Origin of the sequence: Bacillus sp. UMB0893, assembly GCF_002858905.1 — a bacterium.
Lineage (GTDB): Bacteria > Bacillota > Bacilli > Bacillales > Bacillaceae > Bacillus_P.
In genome coordinates, this window is the sequence record NZ_PKLB01000017.1 from 13,274 (window position 1) to 38,441 (window position 25,168).

The window sequence follows — 25,168 nt, forward strand, 5'->3', positions numbered from 1 at the left end:
ATGCCAGATATTACAGGGTTAACTGATTATGTTTCAGGTCAGGTGGCGGCCGTTTTGTTCATCATTATGATCGTCATGATTGTCCGAGCGTTTATTTCTCAACGATGGGGCCAGTTTTTCTCCAGCTTCATTTTTGCAGTCATCTGCTATGTGATTGTAGCTAATCCAGGGGAATTTGAAAGCATGGCCAATGCAATATGGGATCAAGTCAAAAGTGGTGGTTTAAATTGAGGACAGATGCCTACAGTTATCGGAAGTTTTTTAAATATCCCTTGAAAATCTGGAAGCTTGGAAAGGGCGAGAAATCCCTCGTCTTTTCCAAGGGGATTGAGATTCGGCAAATCGTTATGGCCGTCCTGATCTTCGGCTTTCTCTTCCTCTTTAGAGGCAGCATTAATCACATTTTACCGACCACGCTGCAGCTTGCGTTTTATACGGTGTTGCCTTGGTTGATTGCGGGGGCCATTTGCAAAAGCCGATTGGATGGAAAGCGATTGGACCGTTTTTTCATCGGTTATTTCCGTTATCTATTTACTAAACGTTATTCCTACAGCAGCCAAAAGAGTGTGTACCAGCCACAAATGAAGAAAGCGCAGTCTTACGAGCGATTCCAATAAGGTGGTGATTGTATGATACAGTTTCCGATTCAATCTTTTAAAGACAACGTGATCTATACACATGATATGGAAGCCTGGTCCTATTATCGCTTGCATGAAAACACCGTAGGCGTTAATGAACAAGAAGCAGAAAATCATCTTGTGAACCGTCTGCAGCGGCTGGCCTGGCAGTTCTCGGCATTTGAAGAAGTCGATTATAAAATCGTACCAATTCCTGTTGATATCGATAAACGGATGGATAGCCTGCAAGCTCAATATGAAGGGCAGTACGCGGATACTGGTATGTATTACGCAGAACGAGCTAAAGAGATTTTAAGAGAAGAAGCAAAACATGTGGTCGAGTATAAGTTTTTTGTTGGTGTGAAGTTAAAGCGACAGGAGCTTGATGAGAATCTCATGCATTCCTTTTCCTCTTCTTTTAAAAGCATGAACCGGTACCTTCAAAAACTTGCCGGTTTTGGCGGACAGAGCATTGATGATTTAACCGTTCGGTTATTTGAGGAATCCGAGGAGGATGCTTTCACAACGCTCAATCATTATTTAGGAGCTAATCGAGTGAAGGAAAAAGAGCTTCGCTACATCATTCGTCATCAGTTTGTCAGAGGTCAAGCGCAGCCTGACGGTGATGGCAGTGTGTACAGTCTTACAGAAGGCATCCTAGATCCTGGAAAAGCCGGCTATGTGCGTATTCAACAACTAGAAGATGAATCTTGGTGCGCGTTTCTTCCGGTTTCCGAATTCCCCATTCAGTTAGGCTATAAAGAATGGGCGTATTTCTTTCAGTCCTATCCTTTTCCGGTTGAAGTCAACATGCGGACGATCTACAAGAGCAAAAAGGAGGATGAAGGCCGTACCAATACCATCAAAAAGCGATTTCGTGATCAGGACGCCCAACTCATTGAAGCCAATGAGGATGATGACAGCTTAATTAATACAGGCCGTGAACTTCTGCACGATTTAGAAAATCAAATCAAGAATCAAGGCAAACCACTCCTCAGAACTCACATCAATTTCGTGGTCTACGGCCCAACAAAAGAAGAAGTTAGAAAACGAGCCAGAAGGCTCAAAATCGATTTTAAGGATCAGCAGATCGAACTTGTCCAGCCGTTAGCCGACCAACTCCTATTATTTCATCAATCTCTGCCAGGAGCTAAAATCGTTGCGGATGATTGGGAGCAAATCCTTACTCCTGAATCTTTTGGGGAATCTCTTTTCTCCCTTACGCGGAAGATTGGCAATACCGTCGGCTTTTATCTCGGGAAAAATATCTCTCACGCGGGCGAAAGCGTGGAAAACTCTCAATCTCTTGTTTTCTTTCATCCGTTTCTCGCTCATTTGGGTTTAAAAGGTTCGAAGTATTCTTCTCCTCATGTCACAATCTCAGGACCAACGGGAATGGGGAAATCGTATTTGTTAAAAGATATCTTGTTGAATGGCGTCTTTTTCGGTGCCAAGGTGCTTATGACGGATCCTAAGGATGAAGTAGAAAAGAAATTTAAACAAGCGATCACACCTGAAATGGAGCGAACAGCACCTTTCTTCCAGGATTTAATTGAAAGCTTTAACTATATTACTCTATCAAGTGAAAAGAAGGATGCTGGAAAGCTTGATCCTTTGACGTTCCTGGAAGGAGAAGAGGCGCAAGATGCAGCGGTGGGTGTTCTTGAATACCTTTCTGAGCTTCAATCCAATGAACGGAATGTAAAAACGGCGATCTATAAAGGGGTCCGTCACGTTCTGCAGCAAGAGAAGAAGCCCGGACTCTTAAATGTCGTTCGTCATTTACAAGAATCAGAAGATCAGGACGTTCGAAACGTCGGAGATCTTCTTTATGAGATAGGGACAAACGGCATCGCCAAGCTCATGTTTTCGGATGGGAATGTAGAAGGCATTAGTTTGCATGAGCAAGTCAATATCTTGCAGATTCAAAACTTGAATCTGCCGGATGAAGGCGAAAAAGCTTCGACGCGTGATGAACACATAGCTGTTGCATTAATGCAGCCGTTGGCGAAGTTCGCCACCCGGTTTGCCCGTGATGATTCCGTGGTTAAGATGACGATCTTTGAAGAAGCCTGGATGCTGATGAACACAGGGGCCGGTGATCGGCTAATTAATGAGCTACTCCGAACAGGTCGGTCGTTGCGGTCCGCGGTTTATATCATTACGCAGTCCACGTATGAATACAATAAGCCTCAAATCAAAGAGAATATCGGTACAAAATTTGCGTTTAAAGCGAAAACCACTGAAGAAGCAGCGAACATCATTGAATTTCTCGGCCTGGAGGACAACAAGGCTAACCGGGATATGTTGAAAAATCTGACCGAGGGTCAGTGTATCGTTGAAGACATGTACGGACGCACAGCCAAGATTCAAACCGATGTCCTGTTTGATGAATGGATCAGCGCCTTCAATACGAAAGAAAATGACCGAGGCAGAGCGGAAACAGAGGAGGCTTTCATTTGAAGAAAACACTAGTTATCACCCTTTTAGCGTTGATTGCACTTTTAACCGGGTGCAATCAGGGTACTTCTTCTGAAGACATTGCAAAAATCGCTTATAAATGGGAAAAAGCTCGATTTGATAAAGATTACAAAAAGCAACAAGAAATGATTTATGAAAAAGGGTCATATGAAGTTGATAAAAATGCAGAAAAGAAAGACTCAGGATTAAAATACGACAATATGAGTTTTGAAATTTATTTTGACAAAAAAAATGATCAATATTATGTTTTTACAGAATTTAAAAACCCTCAAGGAGAAAACAATGTAGACGATGAGTTGCTCTTTAGAAAAAAAGATAACGCTTGGAAACTAGATCAGGATAAGGAGATCAATCGTGATCAAATAAAAAAAGAACTAGAACGAGAGGCTTGTATTAATTGTAAATAGGAGGGATTGCATGGACTTCCTGAAACGGGTGCTCGGCTTAGGTGTAGCGCTGCTTTTTCTTCTCATGCCAGCGGCTACACTGGCCGAAGATTCTTCCCCGACCGTTCAGAAAAAAGAGGAGACCGTTGGTCGTGTGACTCTGGAAAGCAAAGAATATCCTCTCGATCATTACAAGATGGAAGCGAACATCGGGGACGGATTTAAAGATGCTGCGGATAACGCCTTGCACGCCATTAATCAGGGGATGTGGGGATTCAATAAAACCCTTGCCAACTTTACTCTTTATTCGACCAATCAACTCATGTCATTTGATCTAATCAGCAGCATTGCAAGCGAAGCCGGAATTATGAGTGAACGGATTTATGAGATTATGTCCGGTACGTTCCTTTCGTTGTTTGTCATCTTTGTGGGTGGAGCTGCTGCGTGGCGTTATTTCGTCAATCAACAGGTCGGTCATGCAGTCAAAGCCATCCTTGGAGCATTGGCCATCACGGTCCTGACCTTTTGGTTTTACTCCGATGCGACAGGGAATATCAAATGGCTCAATGACCGAGGGGCTGAACTTGAAGGCATCGCCAGCTCGGCAAATGTTCTTATTAGTTCGGACGAGTTTGACAGTAATGAGGCTTATAACCCTAAAGAGGGCATCGCATTGCTTGAAAATCAACTGTTTAATCTTATGGTCAAACGGCCGTATCTGCTTTTAAACTATGGTTCCACGAAAGAAGCTGACATCATCAAGGAGGATCCCAATCGAGTAGATAATTTATTGGCCATTAAACCCTACTCTGATGAAGGGAAAGAGCAAAGAAAAGACATTGTTAGTAACGAAGTTGAAAGGCTAGACAACAAGCAAATGTCGCCGGAATTCAGTGGAGAACGGTTTGGCTATCTCATTATCACAATCATTTCCACCATTGCTTTGGCCATTCCGGTTTTGTTATTAGGTGTTTTTAAGTTTTTGCTTCAGGTCTGGTTTTTAGCTTTGGTCATTTTTACGGCCATTCCACTCATTCTTTCTCTCATCCCAGCTTACAGTGAAAGTGCATTGAATCATGGGAAAAAGATTGTGGGTGTTCTGCTTATGAAGGCAGGGCTCGTTCTCTTAATTGCGGTAATCACGGGACTGGTTACTCTCCTTTATGAATCGGTTAAAGTCACGAACGGTGTAGAAGGGTATGCGTTTGTCGTCTTTCTGATTTGCATTACCATTTGGGGCTTGTTCAAATATCGTACGGAAATCTTTGAAGTCGCTTCAGCTGGTATGGTTCAAGGTCAGCAAGTGGTGGAAAGAACAACCACCAATACCCTGAATCGATTGGGGGATGCTGGCGAAAGAGGAATGAAGGGGGCTAAACGGATGGTAGGTAAAGCCCATCAGAACCATAAACAGAAAAAGCGTATGGACGAATTTCAATCTGGTTTAGAGGGAGCTGGCCGAAAAGTTTCCACCAATACGGCTGGAGCTAGTGGTGAACGGTCAGAGCACCGTAAAGCAGTCGGAGAGAACAAATTAGGAACCGAAAAAAATTCAGAAAAACAGACTAAAAAAGGGATGAAAAGCGATTTAGCGGCTACAGGAACGGAAGCCCCTCGATCAGCTTCACGAAATGCAGGAGCTGCGATTGTAAATTTAAATGATTACAAAAAGCAAAAAAGTGAAGGATCCAACAAAAGTGAGGAGAAAGTGCAAGCTGCTAGAACACCTTCCTCCCAAAGATCCGTTTCAGAGGCTCGTAATCCTGGCTCAACGAAATCAGAGGGAGGAACAAGTGGGGAATCTAAACCAACCCAGCAACAAAAAAGCGGAAGTACGACTCAACAGCCTTCCCCTCACCGTAATCCGGCAGGACGAATGGAAAGTCAAAAAGAGGTGGCGGCCTCGAGAGACCCAGACAAACACATCACTCAATGGGAAGCTGAGCAGCAAATCAAAAAAAGGAATGCAAATACTTCTGGTGAGACGGTCAAACGATCAGAAAGCAGGAAGTCCAAGAATGAGCAAACGAACCGACAAAAATGATGTCGGAGAGAAGCCTTCTGACGCAGTTAACTTTTGTTTTATGATTGACCCCTTGTCTTGTTGCGTCAGAATGGCTTTCAGAAAGGAGAGCCTATGCAAGGCGTTTTGAAGAAAGGTGCAAAAGTTGTTAAAACCGTGGCCATTCTGAAAAACCCTCTTACGTGGGTGATTGCAGGGATCCTTCTTCTCCTCCTATCTATTTTCAGCATTGCTTTATTCATCTCCATTAGTCTCGGCGGAGAGAATCAATTTGACTCTGGGCTTTCAGGAGAAGGAGCAGGAGGAACGGCAGAGGTATCGGCTGAAGTCCTTCGATATGAACCCCTCATTCGGAAATATGCAGAAGAAAATGGGATTGGCGAATATGTCGGGCTAATCATGGCTCTGATCCAACAAGAAAGTGGTGGCCGGCATTTAGATGTGATGCAGAGTTCTGAATCAATCGGATTACCACCTGGTGCTATTACCGATCCTGAATACTCCATTCAGATTGGGGTGAAGTATTTTGCAGACGTGATGAAACAAGCCAAAGGTGATATTCATCTAGCTCTGCAGTCTTATAATTTTGGGAATGGATTTATCGGCTATGCCTTAGAACGGGGAGGTTATTCGAAAGAAGTAGCGATCCAGTTTAGCTCTATGATGGCATCTAAAATGGGTTGGTCCCGATACGGTGACACGGATTATGTTGAACATGTTCTTCGTTACTATGAGGGAGGAGATGGAGGTAAGGTCGTCGGAGGGGATGGATCTCAAACATTTGATGTGGAAGAAGTTCACAACATCATGAAAACTTTTCTTGGCCGCCCATATGTATGGGGGGGCAGAACACCAGCTGCAGGAGGCTTTGATTGTTCAGGGTTACTCGAATATGCTTTTGCTCAGGTTGGCGTAGATATGTATGGAACAGCGCAATCTCAATACGATAAAACCATTCCTGTTCCTGAAGATCAAATAAAACCGGGAGATCTAGTCTTTTTCTCCACCTATAAACCAGGAGCTTCTCACGTCGGTATGTATGTAGGAGATGGCCAATTCATTAATGCGAACGGCAGCAACGGCACTTCTTATTCGTCCGTTCAAGAGTGGAAAAATATTTATCCTTTCCTAGGGTTTAGAAGGATTCAGTAGTGGAGGTGAAAATCATGGAACCCAGCCAAAAGAAAAATTACATTATGCTTATGGGTGCTTTTATTGCAGTGGTGATCATCATCATGTACGTTTTCAGCTTACGCTCCCAGCTGCAGGAAGTCAGGTCGAATCAGCGTCATTATGAAGAAGAAATTAAATCCTTAACCTCTGTTCAACAAACCGAGGCACTATCTAAAAATCGGTCGTTCCTTGAAGCGTTTTTCACTTATGAAACTACGGCTGAACGCTATCAAAAGATTCGTCCCTTAATGACCGATCGTGGATTTAAAGCGACTCATCCTTCAGGAACGAAACCACCGCAATCCAAGCAATCCGTCAAATCAACCATGGTCGGGCTGAAGCCGTTTGAATATCAGTCATCGAAGACGGAAGCGGAGTTCTTTAATGAATTCAAGCTTTCGACCGAGTATAATAATGTATCGAATACAGAAACGGTGATTGTCAAAACGTCTCTTATTTATGTGAAAGAGCAAGGCTGGAAGATCGATGATGTAGAATTTGTCGGAGAATTAACCGGACGCCGCACGTCCTAAGGAAGGAAGGTATAAGCATGAAAAGTACAGGTGTTGTAAGGAAGGTAGACGAGCTGGGGAGAATTGTTATTCCCATTGAGTTAAGAAGAGTCCTGGAGATTGAAATTAAGGATGCACTAGAGATCTTCGTAGATGATGATAAAATCATTCTCCAAAAATATATGGCCCATAATGCGTGTGCGATTACCGGTGAGATAACCAACGAAAACAGGACGTATGGTAATGGCAAATTTGTGTTGAGTCCAAAAGGCGCAGAAATTCTGCTTCGGGAACTAGAAGAAGCGAAATGACAAAAGAAGTAACCGATCGTTCTTTCATAAAGAGCGATTTTTTGTGTCAACAAATTCTTCAGAAGGGAGGTATTGAATCACAATATTCAATAAGGGATGAGGAAATGGCACACTTTATGAGTTTTTAGGAAAAAAGTGTGGGATAAAATCAAAGAATATCATCTCTGTTTGTCCAAAAAATATTAAGACTGTTTAAAATTGTTTTCAAGGTACACAAAAAACGATTTCTCCTTCTATAAGGTTAAATCGTTTTTTGTGTGTAGAGTTATTTACTCTACTACAAGAACATGTATGTTCTGCTCAGCATTGTATTTTTTATGTAATTGACTGCAATTCCACTTCTTTTTTCCACCGTTTTATAACTTCAGTAAAGGTAATTTCTTTCCAAGGCTGCTGCCATTCGTTATTAAATAAAATTGACTGAGATTTAGGCTCTGGATTAGGTTTTTCCATCTTAATAATTGTAGGCATTATTATTGAATCTCCTACAACAATGCACTCACCAGGAGATAAATTTGGTAATACTTCTCCAATAGTATTTGTACTTTCAGGCATCAGATTTTTAATATAATTTTGATCGCTGTTATTAGTTAATCTCAAAGATATAAAATTATTACATTGAGCAAATATTGTTTCAGATACTTCAGACGGCCTTTGACTTACTACCATTAGACTTAGACCATATTTTCTACCTTCTTTAGCAATTCGCTCTATTGATTTTTTCGAAGACTTAAATTCTGCATTATTCGATCTTGGAATGTAATTATGCGCTTCTTCACAAACTATCATAACTGGTATGTCATTTAGTTGTTCCTTATCATGTTGAATTTTAGAATAATGAAAACAAAAGTCAAAGACTAGTCTGGAAATTAAACTAACGGTAATGCTCAATACCTCAAATGGAATTCCACTTAAATCAACGATTGAAACATTAGCTTTATTAATATATCCCATAAATTGCTTCATAATTTCTTCGAAATCTTCACTTACAAAATGAGTAGAATCAGATTTTTGGGGATTCAAAAGAAAAGCTAATCTCTTGTCTGATAGTTTTGTTTCCAAACGAGACGAAAAACGGTTGAATTCTCCGTAGAAAGGTCCGTTTGAAGCTTTACTGTTGGCAGAAGTAGATTGAGGTACAAACTCATTTATTTGTTCAAAGTAGTATTGTTTTCGATCCCTTACTAATGTCCCGTCATTGAATTTAGGGCAATTTTCTCCGCTTAATTTACTAACAACTTCTCTGTTCATGTTCTCAATATAATTGTAAACTTCTTTAATACTAAAATAAACAGGTGTATCGTAGGTTATATCGTTTAAATTTGGGTTGTACTTTTCTTTATTTAAAATAACAGCTTGTTTAAATATGGATACTTGATTATGTGAATTGTTTTCATTGCTTTCAATAAATAGGCACTCTAATTCTTCAGAATTCATTAACCAATATGGCAATTTCAAATTATCTATTGTAAGGTTATTTAATACAAAATTATGTTCCTTGGCCAATGTGAACGCAGCTGTATATTCAGAGTGAATGTCAAAAATTATAATGTGTGAATTTTTTTGTTCACTTAAATTTAAATTACCTCCATTTTGGATACCAACTACATTTTGTAAAATTTTTGCAACAGCACTAGATTTACCTGATCCAGTTGAACCAACAATAGCAACATGTTTACCAAAGAATTTATCACCGCTAATCTTTACTTCTACTTCTCTATTTTGCGCGAGTAATCCTAATGGGAAATCATACTCATCAGATGTACTGAAAATGCGATCTAACTCCCCCTCTCCAAGTATAAATGCAGGTTCAGTAGGGACAGGAAGTGTGTGGCTTCCTCTTTCAAACTTGTCATCTATTAAACTGCCTATTGGTTGACTCTCAATATGAAGTTTTAAATCAGTATCGATTTCATAATTTATTACTCTTATATTATTGATAACACATACTACAAAATTATGATTACCGTCAGCAATTTTCATATGTTTGCCTACTTGCAGATAAGTTTTATTTGCTTCAAAAATGGTAAGAGAATTAATTTCAATAATAATTGAGCTAGGCGAACTTGAAAGTACTTTTCCAATTGCATTACTCATATGTATCACTCATCCCCATAATAAATTTAATTTTCTCCATTTCGTTAATATACATATGTTCAACATTTATATCTTCAGTGTCTAGTTCACCCGGTAAATTCTCCATAAATACAAAACAATCTTCACATTTACATTCATTAATAATCCCAATAGCCTCTTTATCAAAATGTATTAACTTTAAATCAAATTCCCTGTAAAAAGATTTACTAATCTTTCCTCTAACAGGATCAATAATGAATTTACCTTTATCAAAAATACCTGCAACCAAACCATCATTTACTTTTACTTTTTTTCTATGTAATCTTTGTATAATGTTCAGATAGATATCCAACGGGCAATCTAAGCAAAAAACAGGAGTCTTATCGTGTATTTCTTTGAAATGATACTTAGTTAGATATTCGCAAATGAAGGTAACGATATTCTCATTAAAATTTTCTATGGTGTCTACGGAGATAATAAAGTATCGTAATCTTGAATTTTTGGTTAAGTTAATACGTAGTTGTTGTTTTTTTAGTTTCATAATCTTATCTAATGTTCGCAACTCTTTAGTCCATCGGGAAAGAGAAGCTTTCTTTACTTTTAGTAATTCATTAAGTAAGTCTTTTTTTAGTATTACTCTTTGATGAGGTTCACGAAGAATGCTAAGTTCTGCTATTTTTTGAATTGAATTTGGGTAAATTAAACTTTCAAGGTCGCTTTCTGGCATACCATTCTCAACAAGTGCTTTATAAATACTTTTTATCAATTCATCAAGAGGTGGTCCAAATTCTACAGTAAATCTTTTGCAAAACTCAGTATGATTTTTTCCGGAATTTTTTTCGATTAGTTTTTTAAAATTCTTATCACTAGATTTAAATATCGTTTCAATATCTTCACTACTTAAAAATTGTTTGGTTCCTATTTTTTCATTCGGGAAGTGAACAAATAGCCTATACTCTATGTCTGCGTTCGAATTACTGTGAAAATGATCCATCATTTGTAATATTGGTTTATAAATACAACTTAATGTGAATTTCTCTTTTGTTTCGTGGTACTTACACTGAATTGCTTTAGTAACTAAGTCAGTTTTCACTTCAATATCTTCTATAATTCCTTCAACTGTTATTTCTGTTTCATCCGATCCATTTAATACCTCCAGAAGTGTCTTATTGAATTGATATATAAAACCTTGAATAGTGTAATTTGCACTCCGTGACATACACTTCCTCCATTAATAATCATTTTAATCTAACCAAATATTAACATTAATTTATAGGAAATACTTGACTATATATAAAAAAGTGACTCTAATAAGCTTGAATCGTTTTCTCGTATGCTCCAGCTATAATACAAACGGGTGTAAACTGACTTATTCAAGTTCTTACTTTAAAAAATTCAAAGGAATTTTGATTTTTTAAAAGAAATGTAAAGAATAATATCATTAATGGGGGAAATGTATGTTTGATGAAAGAGCTGCAATGAAGATGAGATTAGAACAGATTCAAGATTTAGAAATTCGGATCATACAAGAATTTCAAAAGGAAAGAAGTCAAATTTTGAATCGAATTAGAGAATTAGATGGGGAAGCGGAGACAACAAACGCCACTTACAAAATAATAAAACCAGAAACAACAATTGCTTCTGCTCAGGTTAAAACCAAATCTCAGAGACAAAAAAATAAAAGAAAGCATACCACTCTTACGAAAGAAGCGATTAAAGTATTAAAAGAACACTCTGCAGCGATTAGCGGAAAGGAAATAGCTGCATCCGTTGAAAAGAGTACAGGAAAAAGCGTTGGAAACATTACGCAATTTATGAATCGTGTTATGACAACTGATTTCAAAGTGAAAAAGCCATATAGAGGTCAGTATATTTATGAAAAACAATCTTCATCGCCGATAGAGGATATGGAGCCGGCTACTTTATCGGTCAGTATTGACGGGGGTTCTGAGACTTGATTTTTTTGTTTCGATTTGACAAGAGTGATGATGGGATTGATTTTGTTCTTAACGAAAGAATAGCTGAAGACATGGATAGTCAGAGTGATGAGTTACTTGGACCACTCGTTTTTTCAACTTGTCAGGTATTAATGCGTTTTAAAGGAATCAGTAAAGGTGACACGATAATGACGGGTATGATATTAGAGACGGATGAGTTTGAAGTTACTCTTAGTGAGGGACTTGGACAATACATTGATCCATTCACTAAAAATAGTATTTTATTTGAGAATGCAAAAATTATAGCAGACCTTTTAGTTAAGATCATGTCTCGCACTAATCCAAATCTAACAAAATAGATATTTTGCTAGATTCGTGTAAACGTACAAAAAACTTTAGAAATCCTTTTAGGAAAGAACTTCGTTTTTTAATCTTGGCCATTGATTGTAACCAATCTCAGGATTGTTTGAATTATGTAATCTTATGTATTCCACTTCTTTAGCATTAACCTCTTAATCTGTTGCTAATCCTGATGTCCATAAAATCTCTTTACAAATAGTAAGCCTAAAATCCTTTAATTTCATCATGTCAAAAAGCCTGCAATCAAGTTCTGCCATATTGTTTTTGATTATGGGACTTTATTACACATGAATGTTTGAATTTGAAATAAATGGTAATATATTCTTCTAACCGACTGGAAATGAGGTGCTTTTATGGTTTCTGTAATGAGAAAAGTGAAGGAAACAAAACAGCCAAGAGGTGGATATATTAAGCCTAAAGATTTCAATGTTATCGAATTAAATGATGGTGTTGATCTTCATGAGAAAGAGAATATACATAGCAGTTTGATGGGACTAGCCGTTGATTACCTTACTCGAGTTACATTAGGAACATCTTTGGAAAAAGCTTTTAAAATTTCGCTTAGAGGTGCATGGAATGTTAATGAGAGCGATTATGCAGAAGAATTATTAAACGGAATTAGTGGTCTTGATGATAGTTCAATAGAAAATGCGTGCAAATTGGTAGGTTTTGATGTGGCTTTTAGAGCTAGTAAAGCAGCATATAAGCCAGTTCATGCTATCCAACCGGATGTATCTACAATCACTAATATTAGAACCATGGTGGAACGTAGTAGAATTTTTTACGATAGTTATGGACCTATTGTAAAAGATGGTTTCACTTTCGAGGGTGGCTATACTGAACTTATATCATCTGGAGATGGTGATTTTTTAACTGAAACAACCCTGTGGGATTTTAAGGTTTCAAAGAGTGAACCGACTAATAAAAATACTTTGCAACTGCTAATATATTATTTAATGGGGCTTCATTCTTCACATGAAGTCTTTCAAGAGATTGAAAAATTAGGAATTTTTAACCCTAGATTAAATAAAGTTTATATATTGGATATAGACAGTATCTCGCCAAAAATTATTACGGAAGTATCTAGCAAAGTTATTGGTTATTGAAGTACCTTTAACACTCTTATCTAATTCAGGGGTGTTTTTTCTTTTCCCTAAACTAACAAATCAAGGCTGATAAATATTTAGAGAACGTTGTCTTAAATGATATAAGTTTGATGTTTGTAATATGGCATTGCCTCAGACTGTACCGACGAGAACTCTATTGTGCTAGAAGGAAGTTACATTATCATCGCTGATTTTGTTCCAAGTTACAAAAAAACACCTTTATAGAACGTGAAAGTTACCTTGCCAAAATAACAATTACGAGGTTTTTTAATTGAATTTAGCGTTCGTCATCTTTTTCTTTGCCCTTATTAGTGTACTTTTACTAATGCCCGTAATTTCTTCCACCTGTTTATAGGAATGATCTTTTAGCAGCTGCAGAGCATGCTCCATTTGCTTTTTACCGTACTTTTTTGGCCTGCCCTCTCGGAAATCTTCTCTTTGCTTCGCTATAGCTTTTCCTTCCTGGGTACGCTCGACGATCATGTTTCTTTCTAACTCGGCAACGGCGAGTAAAGTATGTAGGAAAAAGCGTCCCATAGATGTATCTTCAAGCAGCCCAACATTTAATACATGCACTCTGATTCCACGTTTGAATAAGTCTTTAATGACAGATATACCTTCTTCAATATTTCTTGCTAAACGATCTAGTTTAGTAACAACAAGGGTATCTCCATCGTTTAATTTAGATAACACTTCTTGAAACTGAGGACGGTCTGCTTTTGTTCCCGTAAATTTCTCCGAATAGATCATTTCACAGCCTTCTGCTTTAAGAATCTGTAATTGGGAATCTAAGTCCTGATTCACCGTGCTTACCCTTGCATAGCCGTATTTCATTAAAAATCCTCCTTTTTTGCTATGTAAATATGAACATAAGTTATGACACCTGCCTCTATATTGATTTTACTGGACAACTAAAATGGTATCAATACTTTTAATTTATGACACCGATTTTTTCACAGAGGTTTATAAGAATAGTATTAGGAAGAAGTATCATATTTTCAGAGTTTAAGTGGACATATATGAAAGAAAAGAAGACATATTAGTCTTCCTTTCTAATCTGAATATATTTTTGCCTTCACCTTAATTAAAACATACGTTGCATAAATGCTTTTTTCTGTTTAATTAATATTTGAAGCTTTTCTTCTTCGAGCTTTATTTTTTTGTCATTCTGGGTTAAAAAATCTGCTATTCTTTGTTGCTCTTTATAGGACGGAACTTTAACTTTTAGTTTGCTTAATAGTGGATATTTTAGATTCCATGTGTCAGAAGTTAAACCTTGAGAAAACCTTTGGAACATTTGTATCATTGGAACAGTTTTAAATAAATATGAAAAATATAAACTATAAACTCCTTCTTTTGGTTTCATTACTGTATACGCTGGACTAACAATACCATGATAATTAGAATGGCCACATGCTCCTTGCCACATCCTCATTGAGTTATAGGCTATGTCATTCTGATGAACAATTTTATAATTATCCTTATTTTCACTAGAGTTATCTTTAAGTGACAAATTTTCTCTGTTAGTTACTCCTCCATTAATGGTAACAGCCAACAACGGAAGATCAGGTCTATTCCTTTCTGAACGTTCCTCAAAAATATCTCCTATTGATTTAGTAAGCCAAGGCGGAAATTCTTCTCCATTATTATTTTTGAATTGTATTTCTTGATTGAAAATTTTCTGTATCAATCCTTTTTGGTATACTTTTAAAGCTTCTATTTTAGATTTCTGTTGATTAATGCGACGGTCAAGGAGGAGTAAGAAATTTGCTATTTTCTGTTGCTCTTTATACGTTGGCGCTTTAACTTTTATCTTGCTTAATAATGGATATTTTAAATTCCATGTGTCAGAGGTTAAGCCTTGAGAAAACCTTTGAAACTTTTGTATCATAGGAATTGTTTTAAATAAGTATGCAAAAAATAAGCTGTAAACCCCTTCTTTTGGTTTCAATACTGTATATGCCGGGCTAACTATACCATAATCAGTAGAATGACCGCTTGCTCCTTGCCACATTCTCATAGAGTTATAGGCTATGTCATTCTGATGAACAATTTTGTAATTATCCTTGTTTTCACTGGAGCTATCTTTTAACTGCAAGTTCTTTCTGTTAGTTACCCCTTTATTAATGGTAACAGCCAATAAGGGAAGATCAGGTCTATTTCTTTCAGAACGTTCTTCGAAAATATCTCCTATTGATTTATTGTGCCAAGCAGGAAAATCTTTTCGGTCATCATCCTTAAAGCGTAATGATGGTGTATTCATTCATTACACCCCCAATTCTTTAAAATACTTCTCAAGTTTTACATTAATTTCGGCAATTTCTTGATCAATGGCTTCGATATGAATTGAAACAGCTTTTATATCCACTGATTCTTCTTCCTCAAACGTGTCTACATAACGAGGAATGTTAAGGTTATAGTCGTTTTCTTTAATTTCTTTTAGTGTAGCTGCATACGAGTATTTATCGGTTGTTTCACGCTTAATGTATGTGTTGATGATTTTCTCCACATTGGAATCTGTTAAGAGATTTTGATTTTTACCTTTTTCAAACTCTGCAGATGCATCAATAAATAGGACATTATCATCTTCTTTGCGGCATTTTTTAAATACAAGTACACACGTTGGGATAGCTGTACCGTAGAAGATGTTTGCTGGCAATCCAATTACTGCATCTAGGTAGTTCTTTGATTCAATTAAATAACGTCGGATTGAACCTTCAGCAGCACCACGGAATAATACACCATGTGGAAGTACAACTGCCATCGTTCCATTGTCATCAAGTTGGTGAATCATGTGTTGAATGAACGCGAAATCGGCTTTTGATTTAGGTGCAAGTTTTGAATAGGCACTGTATCTTTCATCATCTACAAATTTTGCTTCAGCACTCCACTTTGCACTATACGGAGGATTAGCCACGACAGCTTCAAATCGTTCGTCTACATGTCTTGGATCTTCTAGAGTATCTTCGTTTTGGATATCAAAACGTTGATACTCCACGTCATGAAGCAACATGTTCATGCGTGCCAGGTTATAGGTTGTCGACGTTTTCTCTTGTCCGTAGAATTTCCAAACTTTTGCTTCCTTTGCAACACGAAGAAGAAGTGAACCAGAACCACATGTTGGATCATAAACATTTTTAAGTTCTGTTTTGCCTGCCGTAACGATTTTTGCTAATATTTTGGACACTTGTTGTGGCGTGTAGAACTCTCCTGCTTTTTTCCCAGCATTTGCAGCGAATTGAGAGATCATGTACTCGTATGCATCTCCTAAGACATCAATATCTACATCATCGTGGAGAAACGGGATATCATTAATGTTAATCATGATTTTAGCAATCAGCTTAGAGCGAGACTTTACTTCACGACCAAGTCTTGTAGATGTTAAGTCCATATCATCAAATAAATGCTGGAAGTCTTCTTGGCTGTCTGCTCCGATCGTTGATTCTTCAACAGAGTTAACCCCTTTTTGAAGCATCTCTACATCAAATTTTCCGTTATCGCCTTTTTTAATCTCCGAAATCATGTTTGAGAATAAAAATTCTGGCTCAATCACATACCCAAGTTCCTGAATTAGATAATCAGATAAACCTTCTCGATATTCTGGATTTTTCCATGCAGCTGCATATGTGAGATTATCTTCTTCTAGCAGTTTGGCAGCGCGTGACTCTACCTTTTCCGAAAGATAGCGATAGAAAATTAAGCCGAGAATGTAATTTTTAAATTCATAGGCTTCCATCTGTCCACGGAGATCGTTTGCCATTGCCCATAATTTTTTATGCAATTCTGCTTGGTGTAAGCGTTGTTTTTCAGATGTTGTCATTTGTATTCCTCCAATGTTTCCATTATTTTTTGGTGAATCAAGCTTCCTTCTAAATCCATTCTTTCTTCAATTAATTTCTTTTTTCTGTGATACAGATCAGAAACTTTCCCAATCCTTCGTTGAACAGATAATGGGGGGACTGAAATGTCTAGTTCTCGTAGTGTCGCAAGAGCTAGAGTTGAAATTATCGATCCCTGTGTACCTAACATAATTTGTCGTCGTATAGATGGATGTTCATTGAAGTACCATTCCATAAATTTTGTATCCATGTTTTCATGAAAATCTAGTGCCACAAAGTTAGAAGGTATTAAACGTCCGGTGTACTGTTTTGGCAGAAAGGCAGCCTTTTGAGACAACAGATGAACAATTAGTTGTTCTTCTTTCGTCAAAAGTTGATTTTTAAGTTTGTCTTCTTTGATGTACACCGATTGGCTTTTGTCTTGTGTCATCCGATAGGAAAGGCCGAGCGTTTCATTAAACTCTTTTAAGGTGAGGATGTCAACCTTTACCGAAGAGGAATCTTCTTCACTGGTTTCCAGACGTGAAACATTTGCACCTTGAGTGATGATTGCAATATCTTGCAGTTTAATCGTTGTCACCTCCAAAATGGATATCTTATAATGTTATTTTAATTGTTATTTTTAAAAATTACAACATATTTTTTGTAATTTTTAAAAATAACAAAAAGAGAGGTGTTTTATACACCCCTCAACGAGATTAAGCAAAGCGTTTTGTATGTTCGATAATAAATTCTCTGACCTTTTGTACAGCGGTCTTTTTCTTTAAAAAGCTACCTGACAGTTCATTGTAAATGGTTGGCTGGTCCATCATGTTACTAAACTCATATACAGAAAGATGGTGTTTGAGGAGATCTTCTTTCATACCCACATCTTTCGCAAATTCTTTAATCTCATTTTCACGCGCTTCTTCTTCATACTGATTGTAGGCATCTTCCGGAGATTGTGAACCAGAAAGATTTGGTGCCACCTTTTTTAAGAAACCTTGGATAAGATCGATTTTTAAGCGAAGTTCTGGATCAGATGCTCGGTCCACTTCTTCAGTAATGAATTTAATTTCCTTTTTAAGTTTATTCTTATCAGTAACATCTAGGTTACGTATCAGGTTCATAATGTAACTAACATTGATACGATCTGTGTGCATCAATTCAAGCTCAAAGTCAATGTCCTGAAGAATGGATTCTTTTTCAACTTCTCGTTTGGTTCGATCAACTATCTTAAAGTATTTACTCTTATAATTTTCATACGTTTGTTCATTGATGTTTAAATTACCTTCATCAAATTCGAAGTCTGAGAAAGTCTGCAGACGCAGCAACATCCTTGTCATGTTCTTAAAAGCAAGGACAAACTCTTTTTGTTCTTCTTCACGTTCCAGGGAATCAACGGATTCTGGAGTTGCTGCGATTTTTCTCACTTTTGCTTGAGCTATTAAAAAGAATTTTAAGTATTCTTCATAACTGTGCATTAGCACATCATCTACTGAATCAGTTTTGGAAAAGAGACGAATCGCTGCATCCGTATCATCTTTTAGGTTACGATAGCAGACGACGTTTCCATATGGCTTCGTCTTTTTTTCTACACGGTTGGTCCGGCTGTACGCCTGCAACAAGTCATGGTGCTTGAGTGATTTATCTACATAAAGTGTATTAAGTGGTTTGCTGTCAAACCCCGTTAAGAACATGCGGACCACTAATAAGATATCAATCTGTGCAGCTTTCACACGACGAGACACATCTGCAAAATAGCTGTCCCATACTTGCGTAGAATAGTCAGTCCCATAAATTCCGTTGTAATCAATAACCATACGTTCTAACGCATCACGAGAGTGTTCTTCTTTTGCTTCGCTGTCTTCGTTTGCTCCATAGGTATAGATGCCTGCAATTTTCAAGTTATGATCTTTCTTTTTAAATAGATCATAATATCGAATCAGCGAAGAAATAGAGTCCACTGTGAACAGGGCTGTATATCCTTTGTTTTTCGCTCGTCGTTCATGATTCTCCAGAATGTGGTCTACGATTAATTCCATTCGTTCTTTATGATGCCAAACCTCATCTGTGTCTATGGCTTGTACTTTGGTTTTGTCGTTTTCATTAACTTTTGAGTTAAAGGTCTTGATGTATTCGACTGAAAAACCTAATACGTTCCCATCTCGAATCGCATCTTTGATCAAGTAGGAATGTAAGCATTTCTCAAACAAGTCTGCCGTTGTTCTCCCGTCCTGGCTTTTATTTTCTGCAAAACGAGGCGTCCCGGTAAACCCGAAATACTGCGCTTTTTGGAAATGACGAGAAATATTCGTATGCATTTTTCCGAACTGACTACGATGACATTCATCAATAATGAAGATGACGCGTTGGTTTTTATATGGCTCCATGATACTTGCGTAACGCGGATTTTTTACAGCGTTAGCCATCTTTTGAATCGTCGTGACAATAAATTTGTTTGTCATGTCTTTAATCTGTTCAACTAATACATCCGTCTTGTCGGTTGTATCGACAGACCCTTTTTTGAACTTATTGAACTCTGCAATTGTTTGACTGTCTAGGTCTTGACGGTCTACTAAGAAAAAGACTTTTGAAATGTGTTCTTCATTAGAAAGGATTTCACTAGCTTTAAAGGAAGTCAGCGTTTTCCCGGAACCCGTCGTATGCCAGATGTATCCATTATTATTGGTTTCAAGTGCTCGCTGGACGAGTTCTTCTACTGCAAAAACCTGATAAGGACGCATAACCATCAGCATTTTATCGGTATCATTTAAAACCATGTAGCGAGCGATCATCTTTGCGATATGACACTTCTCTAAGAAATTTGAGGTGAAGTCTTGAAGGTTCGTAATGATGTTATTTTCCTTATCAGACCAAAAGAACGTATACCCTGATAAAATCTCGCCATCCGAGTTTGAAAAATATTTAGTATCCATGCCGTTGCTGATGACAAAAATTTGAATAAAACGCAATAGACCTTTATAAGAATGCTTTCTATAACGCTGGATTTGATTGAACGCTTCATTAAAATCTAGTCCACGGCGTTTTAGTTCAATTTGAATAAGAGGAAGCCCGTTTATCAAGATTGTGACATCGTAACGATTCGTATATTTTTGGGTTACGGTTGTTTGGGATGTAACCTGAAATATATTTTTACACCAATCTTTTTTGTTAAATAGCTCAAGGTATAGCTGGGAACCGTCTTCGCGCTCAATCAACTGCTTATCACGCAAGATTTTTGCGGAATCAAAAATACTTTTTCCATCAATTTTATTCATCAGCCGTTCAAACTCAACATCTGTTAAGGGTTTTCCCTCTAACTTTTTCGTATTGAATCGATTCAACTGTACGCGGAAGTTGGCTACCAATTCTTCATAGCTGTTGATCTTAACTGGATCGTATCCTTGTTTCTCTAATTGTATTAACAAATTTGACTCAAGTTGAGCTTCTGATTGATATGCCATTCACTGATCCTCACTCTTTTTTTAATGATACTATTTTACCATAAATTAGTTTATCAGAGAAAGATTAATAGGACGGTAGAATTATATATTCTTTACCGCTCTATTTTTATCAACAGTCTTTAATTTGGCTTTAGTTCAGCTTGCTTCGGGCATCGAACCCTCGAAAGCTGATTGCATTCAAGCTGCGCTTTTCATGCAATACGCAATTTTCACCCTGTTGCCTACATGGCAACAGATAACCAAATTACTTAATCTACAATCTAGGCGGGCTTAAAGGGGCATTGAACCCCTTACACCCGACTGGATCAGGCTACGAGCTAATCCAGTTCGCTTCTTTTTCTTCATCTGCTTGCGCAGTTTCAGAAAAAATCGCTTTGATTTAACGGCCTCGGGCATCGAACCCTCGCCGTTAGGCGGCTGCAGTCCTTACGGTCTGTTTTCCAGCCGCCAAAAGCGGTGCAGTGCCCTTCTCCTTCCTTCGTTCTCTTCAGTGTAACAACTTCGCTTATGACAGCCGGAAGGGCGGGCGTTCGGGGAAAGAAATCGGCAAAGCCAAGTCGGCTAAGGGTCCGTAAGGCCGATAATGCGTGGCCTAACGATCCCTAAGTCATTGGGCTTCACTCGCTTTCTAACGGTAAAGCCCGTAATGCATGGGCTTTACCTACCCCTCTCTGGCAAGTTCGCTTCTTCGTAAGCGAACCCTTCCCCCTGTTTGCGCGAATTGTTCAAGTCTCTTCAAACGAAGAAGGGAGAGATGAACAATGGAAAACGTGTATGAAGTGGTAAGAATTAAGCAGGAAATCAGAGAGGTAGAGGCAAATGAAACGTATGTTGTCCGATCGCCAGAGGATGCAGCGAAAGTAGCTGCTGGATTTATCGGGGATGAAGACAGAGAGGTCTTCTTTGTGATGTGTCTGAATACGAAGAATCAAGTGGTTGCCGTCCATCGAGCGCATGTGGGAGGGCTGAACGCCTCCCTGGTGCTGCCACGAGAGGTGTTTAAGGCAGCGATCCTGAATAACAGCGCATCGGTCATCTTTAGTCACCAGCATCCATCTCAAGATACAACGCCCAGCCGAGAAGATTTTGAGGTAACACGACGGTTGGTGGAATGCGGAAAGATCCTAGGAATTGAGGTATTGGATCACGTCATTGTCAACGCAAAAGCCGGATACTACAGCATGAAAGAGAATAACGATCTATGAAAAAAAGGGAGAAAATCTCCCTTTTTTTGCTCAGTCTTATTACATCATGTAGTAAGGTCCATTAAGCATCCGTGCTTCTTTCACTTTGCTTTCAAAAGAGCTGTCCTTCTTATCAAGTGCTTCCATTATTTTTAGCATGTTATGTGGCCGTGCAAGCCTTCTGACGTAATCTTCTTTATTGCTTCGTTTGTTGTGTTGATAAAAGGAAGCAAGGCTATAACTTTCCACTCCTAACTTTTTTGCTAGAGTCCAAATGGCTCTTTTACTTTTTGCTGAGCCAAACAGTGAAAGCCACTCATCCATATAATGTTGTTCAAAATGAATGTTGATTTCACTAATTAATTCTTTTAAGCGCGCTTCTTCCTCTGCTTTAATTTCCGCTGCTTTTACAGCAGCTTTTCTTGCTTCTTCTTTGCAGGTTGGACAATCAATCGTTTGGTACTCCCGATGTCGGTTCCAGTCGTCTCCCTCTCCTACTTCGGTGATGGTCCCCTCTCCACAGGAGCAAGGCTTGGTTCTACGGTATGTTTCTTCCCAACTCATTTCTACACCTCGACCTATCAGTTTGCTTACTCAACTATTATAGTTTGAGAGATTGATATTTTGGAAGTATTTGTATGAACGAAGATGAATTAGTGTTTAATTATGTATACATTGTATACGATATGTTGTATTCTTTAAGTATACAATGTATACAAGGAGGAGGCCCATGAAACATACGACGAAAAAGATTGTAGATGTTTTTCCGGATTTAAGAGTGCATTTTGAAAAGCAATCTTATAAAGATGAAGTCGTTTTATCAACACTGGAACCGGTGAAGCGAACGTTTTTACAGCTTGGAGGTTTTTTTGAACAGCCAGAGGAGGAGTTTAATCTTGCTCTCCTGTATAAGTATCTAGATGATGAGTGGCTTGAACTGGCATTAGAATTGATTACCAGGTATTTTCAGAAGGAGACGTACCTTATTCAAAAACCTTCTTATAGTTTAATTAAGGATGGTTCTGATTACTTTAATCTTACTGAGTTTGCCCGGTATATGAGTGATCAGGGGATGCGGTATGACCGGCAGAAGCTGAACTTATATTATGAACGAGGTAAAGTGCCAAAAGCTGATCTTTTTTTAGGCAGTGGAACAAAGTATTGGCATCTATCCACGGTGAAAGCTTTTTGTGAACAAGAAAAATATCGCATGGGATCCATCCAACAGGAGGCAAAAAAATGACACTTGTACAATACAACCAACGCTATGAGGAGATTATTCATGCTGACTGGCCCCGTAATAAAAAGGACAAAAAATTGGCTGAGCTTATGACAGAAATGGAGCAGGTGTACCAGATTCCCATGTTAAGGAATGAAGAATGGGAGAGAGAGAACAAACGAGTGATCGCTTTGTATAGAAAAGTGAGTTTATCAAGGTCCTTTTAAAAAAATAAATCGATCTCCGGGTTGGTTGACCGAAGATCGAATGTTTGTCAGCAGGCGGTATTACGCCTGTTTTTTCTTTTTGTTTTTGAGGGGGATGCCCCTCTTTATGCTTTGTTCAATCGCTTTTTTTGCTAGTATCTGCGCTTCTTCTTTCGACATTTTCATTTCTTTTTCCCCTTTGCTAGTACTCTTAATAAAAGTATGGACGGGTTTTTGAAAATCTAAACATATCTATCCCCCATCCCCCATATATATAAAACAAAGTCTAGGACACTCTGACACTGTCCTAAGTGAAAATGCGGAAAAGAGGGGTAGGAATGGAGAGAGAAGAGGCCGTTATGACGAAGAACAGGAAGAAAAGATCAGATGCAAAACGCGACATCAAGCCGACAATTTCTAGCAATCTTAAAGATTGTATATATAGCTTGTCTTATATCACACATACACCTGTAAAGGACGTAGCCGTTCTTTTGTGTGAGAAGGGGTTAAGGTCAAGAAAAGTCATTGAACACTTATCGCAGCACTTCAGACGAGATTACCAATTCATGAGTACGGTGTTTATAGGGGAATGGGGAAGAGAATCCTTGCAGCGGAAATACCAACCAGGAAAAAACGAACGGATCACAGCTCGCTTCTCTCAAGCGTCTTATGAGGATATTTACGTTTTATCTTCTGCTCTAGATGTCACTCCGTCCAAAGCAACAGCTTTATTGTTGGATGCCAGTATACGTAATGTGAATTTGTTGAACGCTTTTGTGAAAGTATCCCTTCAGGAACATTTGGACGAGGCAAGAATGAAGGAGGTTAAACATGTGCTAAAGTACATCAATAAAAATAATCCTTACAGCGAGGAAATATCTTGGTTTACCTTGATGGATATGATTTTTCAAGATATGAAAGAAAAAGCAGGTGATGTGAAAGGGATGGTTTCCCATTGGTTAGAGAAATACAAATGATTGCAAACGTTCAACGATTCATAGGAGCTGCATCGAAGGGATCGTTTAGGTGACTTCGGGTTTATAAGGACTTATAAACGGGTGATCAGAGAGAAGGATGAATCCTTCTCTCTTTTTTGCTTGAAGCAAAAAGATTTGTTGTCATGACTGAATTCGCCTTTAGGCGGATTTTTTTTCTTGAGAAAAGGATTTTGAAAGATGTAAAACCTTTTCTTGGGCGGCTGCACGACAACCTGTAAAAAAGCAAAGAACGCTTTTTAACAGGCTGTAACGTGTCGCTGACGGCACTAAATGGCTCGATAACCACAGCTTATACGGCTCATCCTTCGCCTACAATCTGTAGGTTCCTGATCCATTTGCCATTCTGGCCGTACCGCACGAGCCGTAAAACCTTAAACGAATAAAACCTAAAGTAGAAAGCAGCCCTACGGCTGCTATTGAATAAGATTTTGCCCTTTGCCTTCCGAATCGTACAATCACACAATCCGAGCTAACCTTCCAGCAGGTCGAGCCTCCTAGGCTTCTCCCTCAACCTGCTGGAAGCTAAGTCGGATAGAAAACAAGTCAAGGGGCACAAAACTTTTTTATTAAACACGCTTCGCAACATAAAAAACTTTTCCGCTAAGAGCTCCCTTGACTCCTTCTCTATGCTCATTGTTCGTTTCTCCTGTCAAAGGGGCAAAATCCTTCCCTTTGGGGAAAGCTTTCGCTTCGGAAGGCAAAAATCAAAAGGAGGAAAACCGAAATGAAAAAAAGCGTGTATGAGATCGTTACAGAGAAGGTCATGGAAGAGCTAGAAAAAGGAGTTGTACCTTGGCGCAAACCTTGGATTAACGGGGGTGCGGTCAATTGGAAAACGCAAAAGGCGTATAGGGGGATCAATGTTTTTCTTCTAGAATCCGGAGAATATGCGACATATAAGCAAATTCAAGAAGCTGGTGGAAAGGTAAGAAAAGGCGAGAAGTCGCACATCGTGGTCTTCTGGAAGTGGTTAGAGAAAGAAGATGACGAAAGTGGAAAAGTCGAAAAGATACCTTACCTTCGGTACTACCGAGTATTTGAGGTCAATTCCCAGGTGGAGGGGTTGGAAAGTAAACGAAAAGAAATGTCATTCGACCATGATCCAATGGAGAAAGCTGAAGAAATTTATAAAGGCTATATCAACGCTCCTGATTATACATTTTATTCAGGAAAAGCCGTTTACTATCCAATGCTAGATAAAATTAATTGCCCGCCATTAAAGGATTTTCCGAAAGTCGAAGAATACTACAGTACCTTGTTTCATGAAATGGTACACAGCACAGGGCATAAAAAT

The 25,168-nt window shown here is 38.4% G+C and carries 24 protein-coding genes; 16 read left to right on the top strand and 8 right to left on the bottom strand.

The window, feature by feature from the left end:
* The 8 genes from CYJ36_RS23070 (at position 1) to CYJ36_RS23105 (ending at position 7,503) form a co-directional block, all read left to right on the top strand.
* Positions 1-231 carry a TcpD family membrane protein gene (locus CYJ36_RS23070; RefSeq protein WP_101569524.1) on the top strand — a complete coding sequence of 77 codons (231 nt, stop codon included), beginning with the start codon at positions 1-3 and terminating at the stop codon, positions 229-231.
* Positions 198-617 carry a TcpE family conjugal transfer membrane protein gene (locus tag CYJ36_RS23075; protein WP_101569525.1) on the top strand — a complete coding sequence of 140 codons (420 nt, stop codon included), beginning with the start codon at positions 198-200 and terminating at the stop codon, positions 615-617. The genes CYJ36_RS23070 and CYJ36_RS23075 overlap by 34 nt, the downstream gene beginning before the upstream one ends.
* Positions 618-629: 12 nt before the next feature.
* Entirely contained in the window at positions 630-3,080 is a 2,451-nt protein-coding gene (locus tag CYJ36_RS23080) for an ATP-binding protein (protein WP_101569526.1), read from the top strand.
* Positions 3,077-3,505, top strand: a complete 429-nt coding sequence (locus CYJ36_RS23085) for a hypothetical protein (RefSeq protein WP_101569527.1) — start codon at positions 3,077-3,079, stop codon at positions 3,503-3,505. The genes CYJ36_RS23080 and CYJ36_RS23085 overlap by 4 nt, the downstream gene beginning before the upstream one ends.
* A gap of 10 nt (positions 3,506-3,515) precedes the next feature.
* Positions 3,516-5,528, top strand: coding sequence for a CD3337/EF1877 family mobilome membrane protein (locus CYJ36_RS23090; protein ID WP_101569528.1), 2,013 nt, complete (start codon positions 3,516-3,518; stop codon positions 5,526-5,528).
* A gap of 105 nt (positions 5,529-5,633) precedes the next feature.
* Positions 5,634-6,659 carry a bifunctional lytic transglycosylase/C40 family peptidase gene (locus CYJ36_RS23095; protein WP_257962600.1) on the top strand — a complete coding sequence of 342 codons (1,026 nt, stop codon included), beginning with the start codon at positions 5,634-5,636 and terminating at the stop codon, positions 6,657-6,659.
* 14 nt (positions 6,660-6,673) lie between these two features.
* Complete coding sequence (locus CYJ36_RS23100) at positions 6,674-7,213, top strand: hypothetical protein (RefSeq protein ID WP_101569530.1); 540 nt, start codon at positions 6,674-6,676, stop codon at positions 7,211-7,213.
* Between the two features lie 17 nt (positions 7,214-7,230).
* On the top strand, positions 7,231-7,503 hold the full coding sequence (locus tag CYJ36_RS23105) for an AbrB/MazE/SpoVT family DNA-binding domain-containing protein (protein WP_101569531.1): 273 nt from the start codon (positions 7,231-7,233) through the stop codon (positions 7,501-7,503).
* A gap of 315 nt (positions 7,504-7,818) precedes the next feature.
* Here CYJ36_RS23105 and CYJ36_RS23110 read toward each other — a convergent pair whose 3' ends face one another.
* Positions 7,819-9,600, bottom strand: coding sequence for an ATP-binding protein (locus tag CYJ36_RS23110; protein ID WP_101569532.1), 1,782 nt, complete (start codon positions 9,598-9,600; stop codon positions 7,819-7,821).
* Positions 9,593-10,798 carry a hypothetical protein gene (locus tag CYJ36_RS23115; protein ID WP_101569533.1) on the bottom strand — a complete coding sequence of 402 codons (1,206 nt, stop codon included), beginning with the start codon at positions 10,796-10,798 and terminating at the stop codon, positions 9,593-9,595. Before CYJ36_RS23115 ends, CYJ36_RS23110 begins: the two co-directional genes overlap by 8 nt.
* Before the next feature lie 238 nt (positions 10,799-11,036).
* Between CYJ36_RS23115 and CYJ36_RS23120 the strand changes: the two genes are divergently transcribed.
* From CYJ36_RS23120 to CYJ36_RS23130, 3 genes are all read left to right on the top strand, one after another.
* Positions 11,037-11,537 (top strand): Rok-like winged helix domain-containing protein, encoded by a 501-nt coding sequence (locus CYJ36_RS23120; protein WP_101569534.1) that lies wholly within the window; start codon positions 11,037-11,039, stop codon positions 11,535-11,537.
* Positions 11,534-11,875, top strand: coding sequence for a hypothetical protein (locus CYJ36_RS23125; RefSeq protein ID WP_101569535.1), 342 nt, complete (start codon positions 11,534-11,536; stop codon positions 11,873-11,875). Before CYJ36_RS23120 ends, CYJ36_RS23125 begins: the two co-directional genes overlap by 4 nt.
* A gap of 354 nt (positions 11,876-12,229) precedes the next feature.
* Positions 12,230-12,982, top strand: a complete 753-nt coding sequence (locus CYJ36_RS23130) for a hypothetical protein (protein ID WP_101569536.1) — start codon at positions 12,230-12,232, stop codon at positions 12,980-12,982.
* Positions 12,983-13,249: 267 nt separating this feature from the next.
* Here CYJ36_RS23130 and CYJ36_RS23135 read toward each other — a convergent pair whose 3' ends face one another.
* The 5 genes from CYJ36_RS23135 to CYJ36_RS23155 all read right to left on the bottom strand — a co-directional run bounded on the left by CYJ36_RS23135 (position 13,250) and on the right by CYJ36_RS23155 (position 20,267).
* Entirely contained in the window at positions 13,250-13,816 is a 567-nt protein-coding gene (locus CYJ36_RS23135; RefSeq protein ID WP_101569537.1) for a recombinase family protein, read from the bottom strand.
* 250 nt (positions 13,817-14,066) lie between these two features.
* Positions 14,067-15,245, bottom strand: coding sequence for a restriction endonuclease subunit S (locus CYJ36_RS23140; RefSeq protein WP_101569538.1), 1,179 nt, complete (start codon positions 15,243-15,245; stop codon positions 14,067-14,069).
* 3 nt (positions 15,246-15,248) lie between these two features.
* Positions 15,249-16,802 (bottom strand): type I restriction-modification system subunit M, encoded by a 1,554-nt coding sequence (locus CYJ36_RS23145; protein WP_101569539.1) that lies wholly within the window; start codon positions 16,800-16,802, stop codon positions 15,249-15,251.
* A complete protein-coding gene (locus CYJ36_RS23150; RefSeq protein ID WP_219621159.1) occupies positions 16,799-17,401 on the bottom strand; it encodes a restriction endonuclease subunit S in 603 nt (200 codons plus the stop codon). Before CYJ36_RS23150 ends, CYJ36_RS23145 begins: the two co-directional genes overlap by 4 nt.
* A gap of 118 nt (positions 17,402-17,519) precedes the next feature.
* Positions 17,520-20,267: a type I restriction endonuclease subunit R gene (locus CYJ36_RS23155; protein WP_101569541.1), complete on the bottom strand. Its 2,748-nt coding sequence runs from the start codon at positions 20,265-20,267 to the stop codon at positions 17,520-17,522.
* A gap of 761 nt (positions 20,268-21,028) precedes the next feature.
* Between CYJ36_RS23155 and CYJ36_RS23160 the strand changes: the two genes are divergently transcribed.
* Positions 21,029-21,472, top strand: a complete 444-nt coding sequence (locus tag CYJ36_RS23160) for a JAB domain-containing protein (RefSeq protein ID WP_101569542.1) — start codon at positions 21,029-21,031, stop codon at positions 21,470-21,472.
* Positions 21,473-21,511: 39 nt separating this feature from the next.
* On the opposite strand, the gene CYJ36_RS23165 is transcribed toward CYJ36_RS23160, so the two are convergent.
* Positions 21,512-22,015 carry a hypothetical protein gene (locus tag CYJ36_RS23165; RefSeq protein WP_101569543.1) on the bottom strand — a complete coding sequence of 168 codons (504 nt, stop codon included), beginning with the start codon at positions 22,013-22,015 and terminating at the stop codon, positions 21,512-21,514.
* A 166-nt stretch (positions 22,016-22,181) separates the two neighbouring features.
* On the opposite strand from CYJ36_RS23165, the gene CYJ36_RS23170 reads away from it, so the two are divergent.
* The 4 genes from CYJ36_RS23170 to CYJ36_RS23190 all read left to right on the top strand — a co-directional run.
* Positions 22,182-22,694, top strand: coding sequence for a hypothetical protein (locus CYJ36_RS23170; protein ID WP_101569544.1), 513 nt, complete (start codon positions 22,182-22,184; stop codon positions 22,692-22,694).
* A complete protein-coding gene (locus CYJ36_RS23175; protein ID WP_101569545.1) occupies positions 22,691-22,897 on the top strand; it encodes a hypothetical protein in 207 nt (68 codons plus the stop codon). Before CYJ36_RS23170 ends, CYJ36_RS23175 begins: the two co-directional genes overlap by 4 nt.
* A 317-nt stretch (positions 22,898-23,214) precedes the next feature.
* Complete coding sequence (locus CYJ36_RS23180; RefSeq protein ID WP_101569546.1) at positions 23,215-23,853, top strand: hypothetical protein; 639 nt, start codon at positions 23,215-23,217, stop codon at positions 23,851-23,853.
* Positions 23,854-24,598: 745 nt separating this feature from the next.
* Positions 24,599-25,168, top strand: a 570-nt coding sequence (locus CYJ36_RS23190; protein ID WP_101569548.1) for an ArdC-like ssDNA-binding domain-containing protein, incomplete at its 3' end; no start/stop codon positions are given.

Bases quoted from the DNA above. Each gene is read 5' to 3' on its own strand.
- CYJ36_RS23160 (WP_101569542.1), top strand. From the start codon at position 21,029: ATGGAAAACGTGTATGAAGTGGTAAGAATTAAGCAGGAAATCAGAGAG.
- CYJ36_RS23105 (WP_101569531.1), top strand. From the start codon at position 7,231: ATGAAAAGTACAGGTGTTGTAAGGAAGGTAGACGAGCTGGGGAGAATT.
- CYJ36_RS23080 (WP_101569526.1), top strand. From the start codon at position 630: ATGATACAGTTTCCGATTCAATCTTTTAAAGACAACGTGATCTATACA.
- CYJ36_RS23115 (WP_101569533.1), bottom strand. From the start codon at position 10,798: ATGTCACGGAGTGCAAATTACACTATTCAAGGTTTTATATATCAATTC.
- CYJ36_RS23165 (WP_101569543.1), bottom strand. From the start codon at position 22,015: ATGAGTTGGGAAGAAACATACCGTAGAACCAAGCCTTGCTCCTGTGGA.
- CYJ36_RS23140 (WP_101569538.1), bottom strand. From the start codon at position 15,245: ATGAATACACCATCATTACGCTTTAAGGATGATGACCGAAAAGATTTT.
- CYJ36_RS23110 (WP_101569532.1), bottom strand. From the start codon at position 9,600: ATGAGTAATGCAATTGGAAAAGTACTTTCAAGTTCGCCTAGCTCAATT.
- CYJ36_RS23145 (WP_101569539.1), bottom strand. From the start codon at position 16,802: ATGACAACATCTGAAAAACAACGCTTACACCAAGCAGAATTGCATAAA.
- CYJ36_RS23180 (WP_101569546.1), top strand. From the start codon at position 23,215: ATGGAGAGAGAAGAGGCCGTTATGACGAAGAACAGGAAGAAAAGATCA.
- CYJ36_RS23100 (WP_101569530.1), top strand. From the start codon at position 6,674: ATGGAACCCAGCCAAAAGAAAAATTACATTATGCTTATGGGTGCTTTT.
- CYJ36_RS23155 (WP_101569541.1), bottom strand. From the start codon at position 20,267: ATGGCATATCAATCAGAAGCTCAACTTGAGTCAAATTTGTTAATACAA.
- CYJ36_RS23130 (WP_101569536.1), top strand. From the start codon at position 12,230: ATGGTTTCTGTAATGAGAAAAGTGAAGGAAACAAAACAGCCAAGAGGT.
- CYJ36_RS23075 (WP_101569525.1), top strand. From the start codon at position 198: ATGGGATCAAGTCAAAAGTGGTGGTTTAAATTGAGGACAGATGCCTAC.
- CYJ36_RS23120 (WP_101569534.1), top strand. From the start codon at position 11,037: ATGTTTGATGAAAGAGCTGCAATGAAGATGAGATTAGAACAGATTCAA.
- CYJ36_RS23135 (WP_101569537.1), bottom strand. From the start codon at position 13,816: ATGAAATACGGCTATGCAAGGGTAAGCACGGTGAATCAGGACTTAGAT.
- CYJ36_RS23090 (WP_101569528.1), top strand. From the start codon at position 3,516: ATGGACTTCCTGAAACGGGTGCTCGGCTTAGGTGTAGCGCTGCTTTTT.
- CYJ36_RS23170 (WP_101569544.1), top strand. From the start codon at position 22,182: ATGAAACATACGACGAAAAAGATTGTAGATGTTTTTCCGGATTTAAGA.
- CYJ36_RS23175 (WP_101569545.1), top strand. From the start codon at position 22,691: ATGACACTTGTACAATACAACCAACGCTATGAGGAGATTATTCATGCT.
- CYJ36_RS23070 (WP_101569524.1), top strand. From the start codon at position 1: ATGCCAGATATTACAGGGTTAACTGATTATGTTTCAGGTCAGGTGGCG.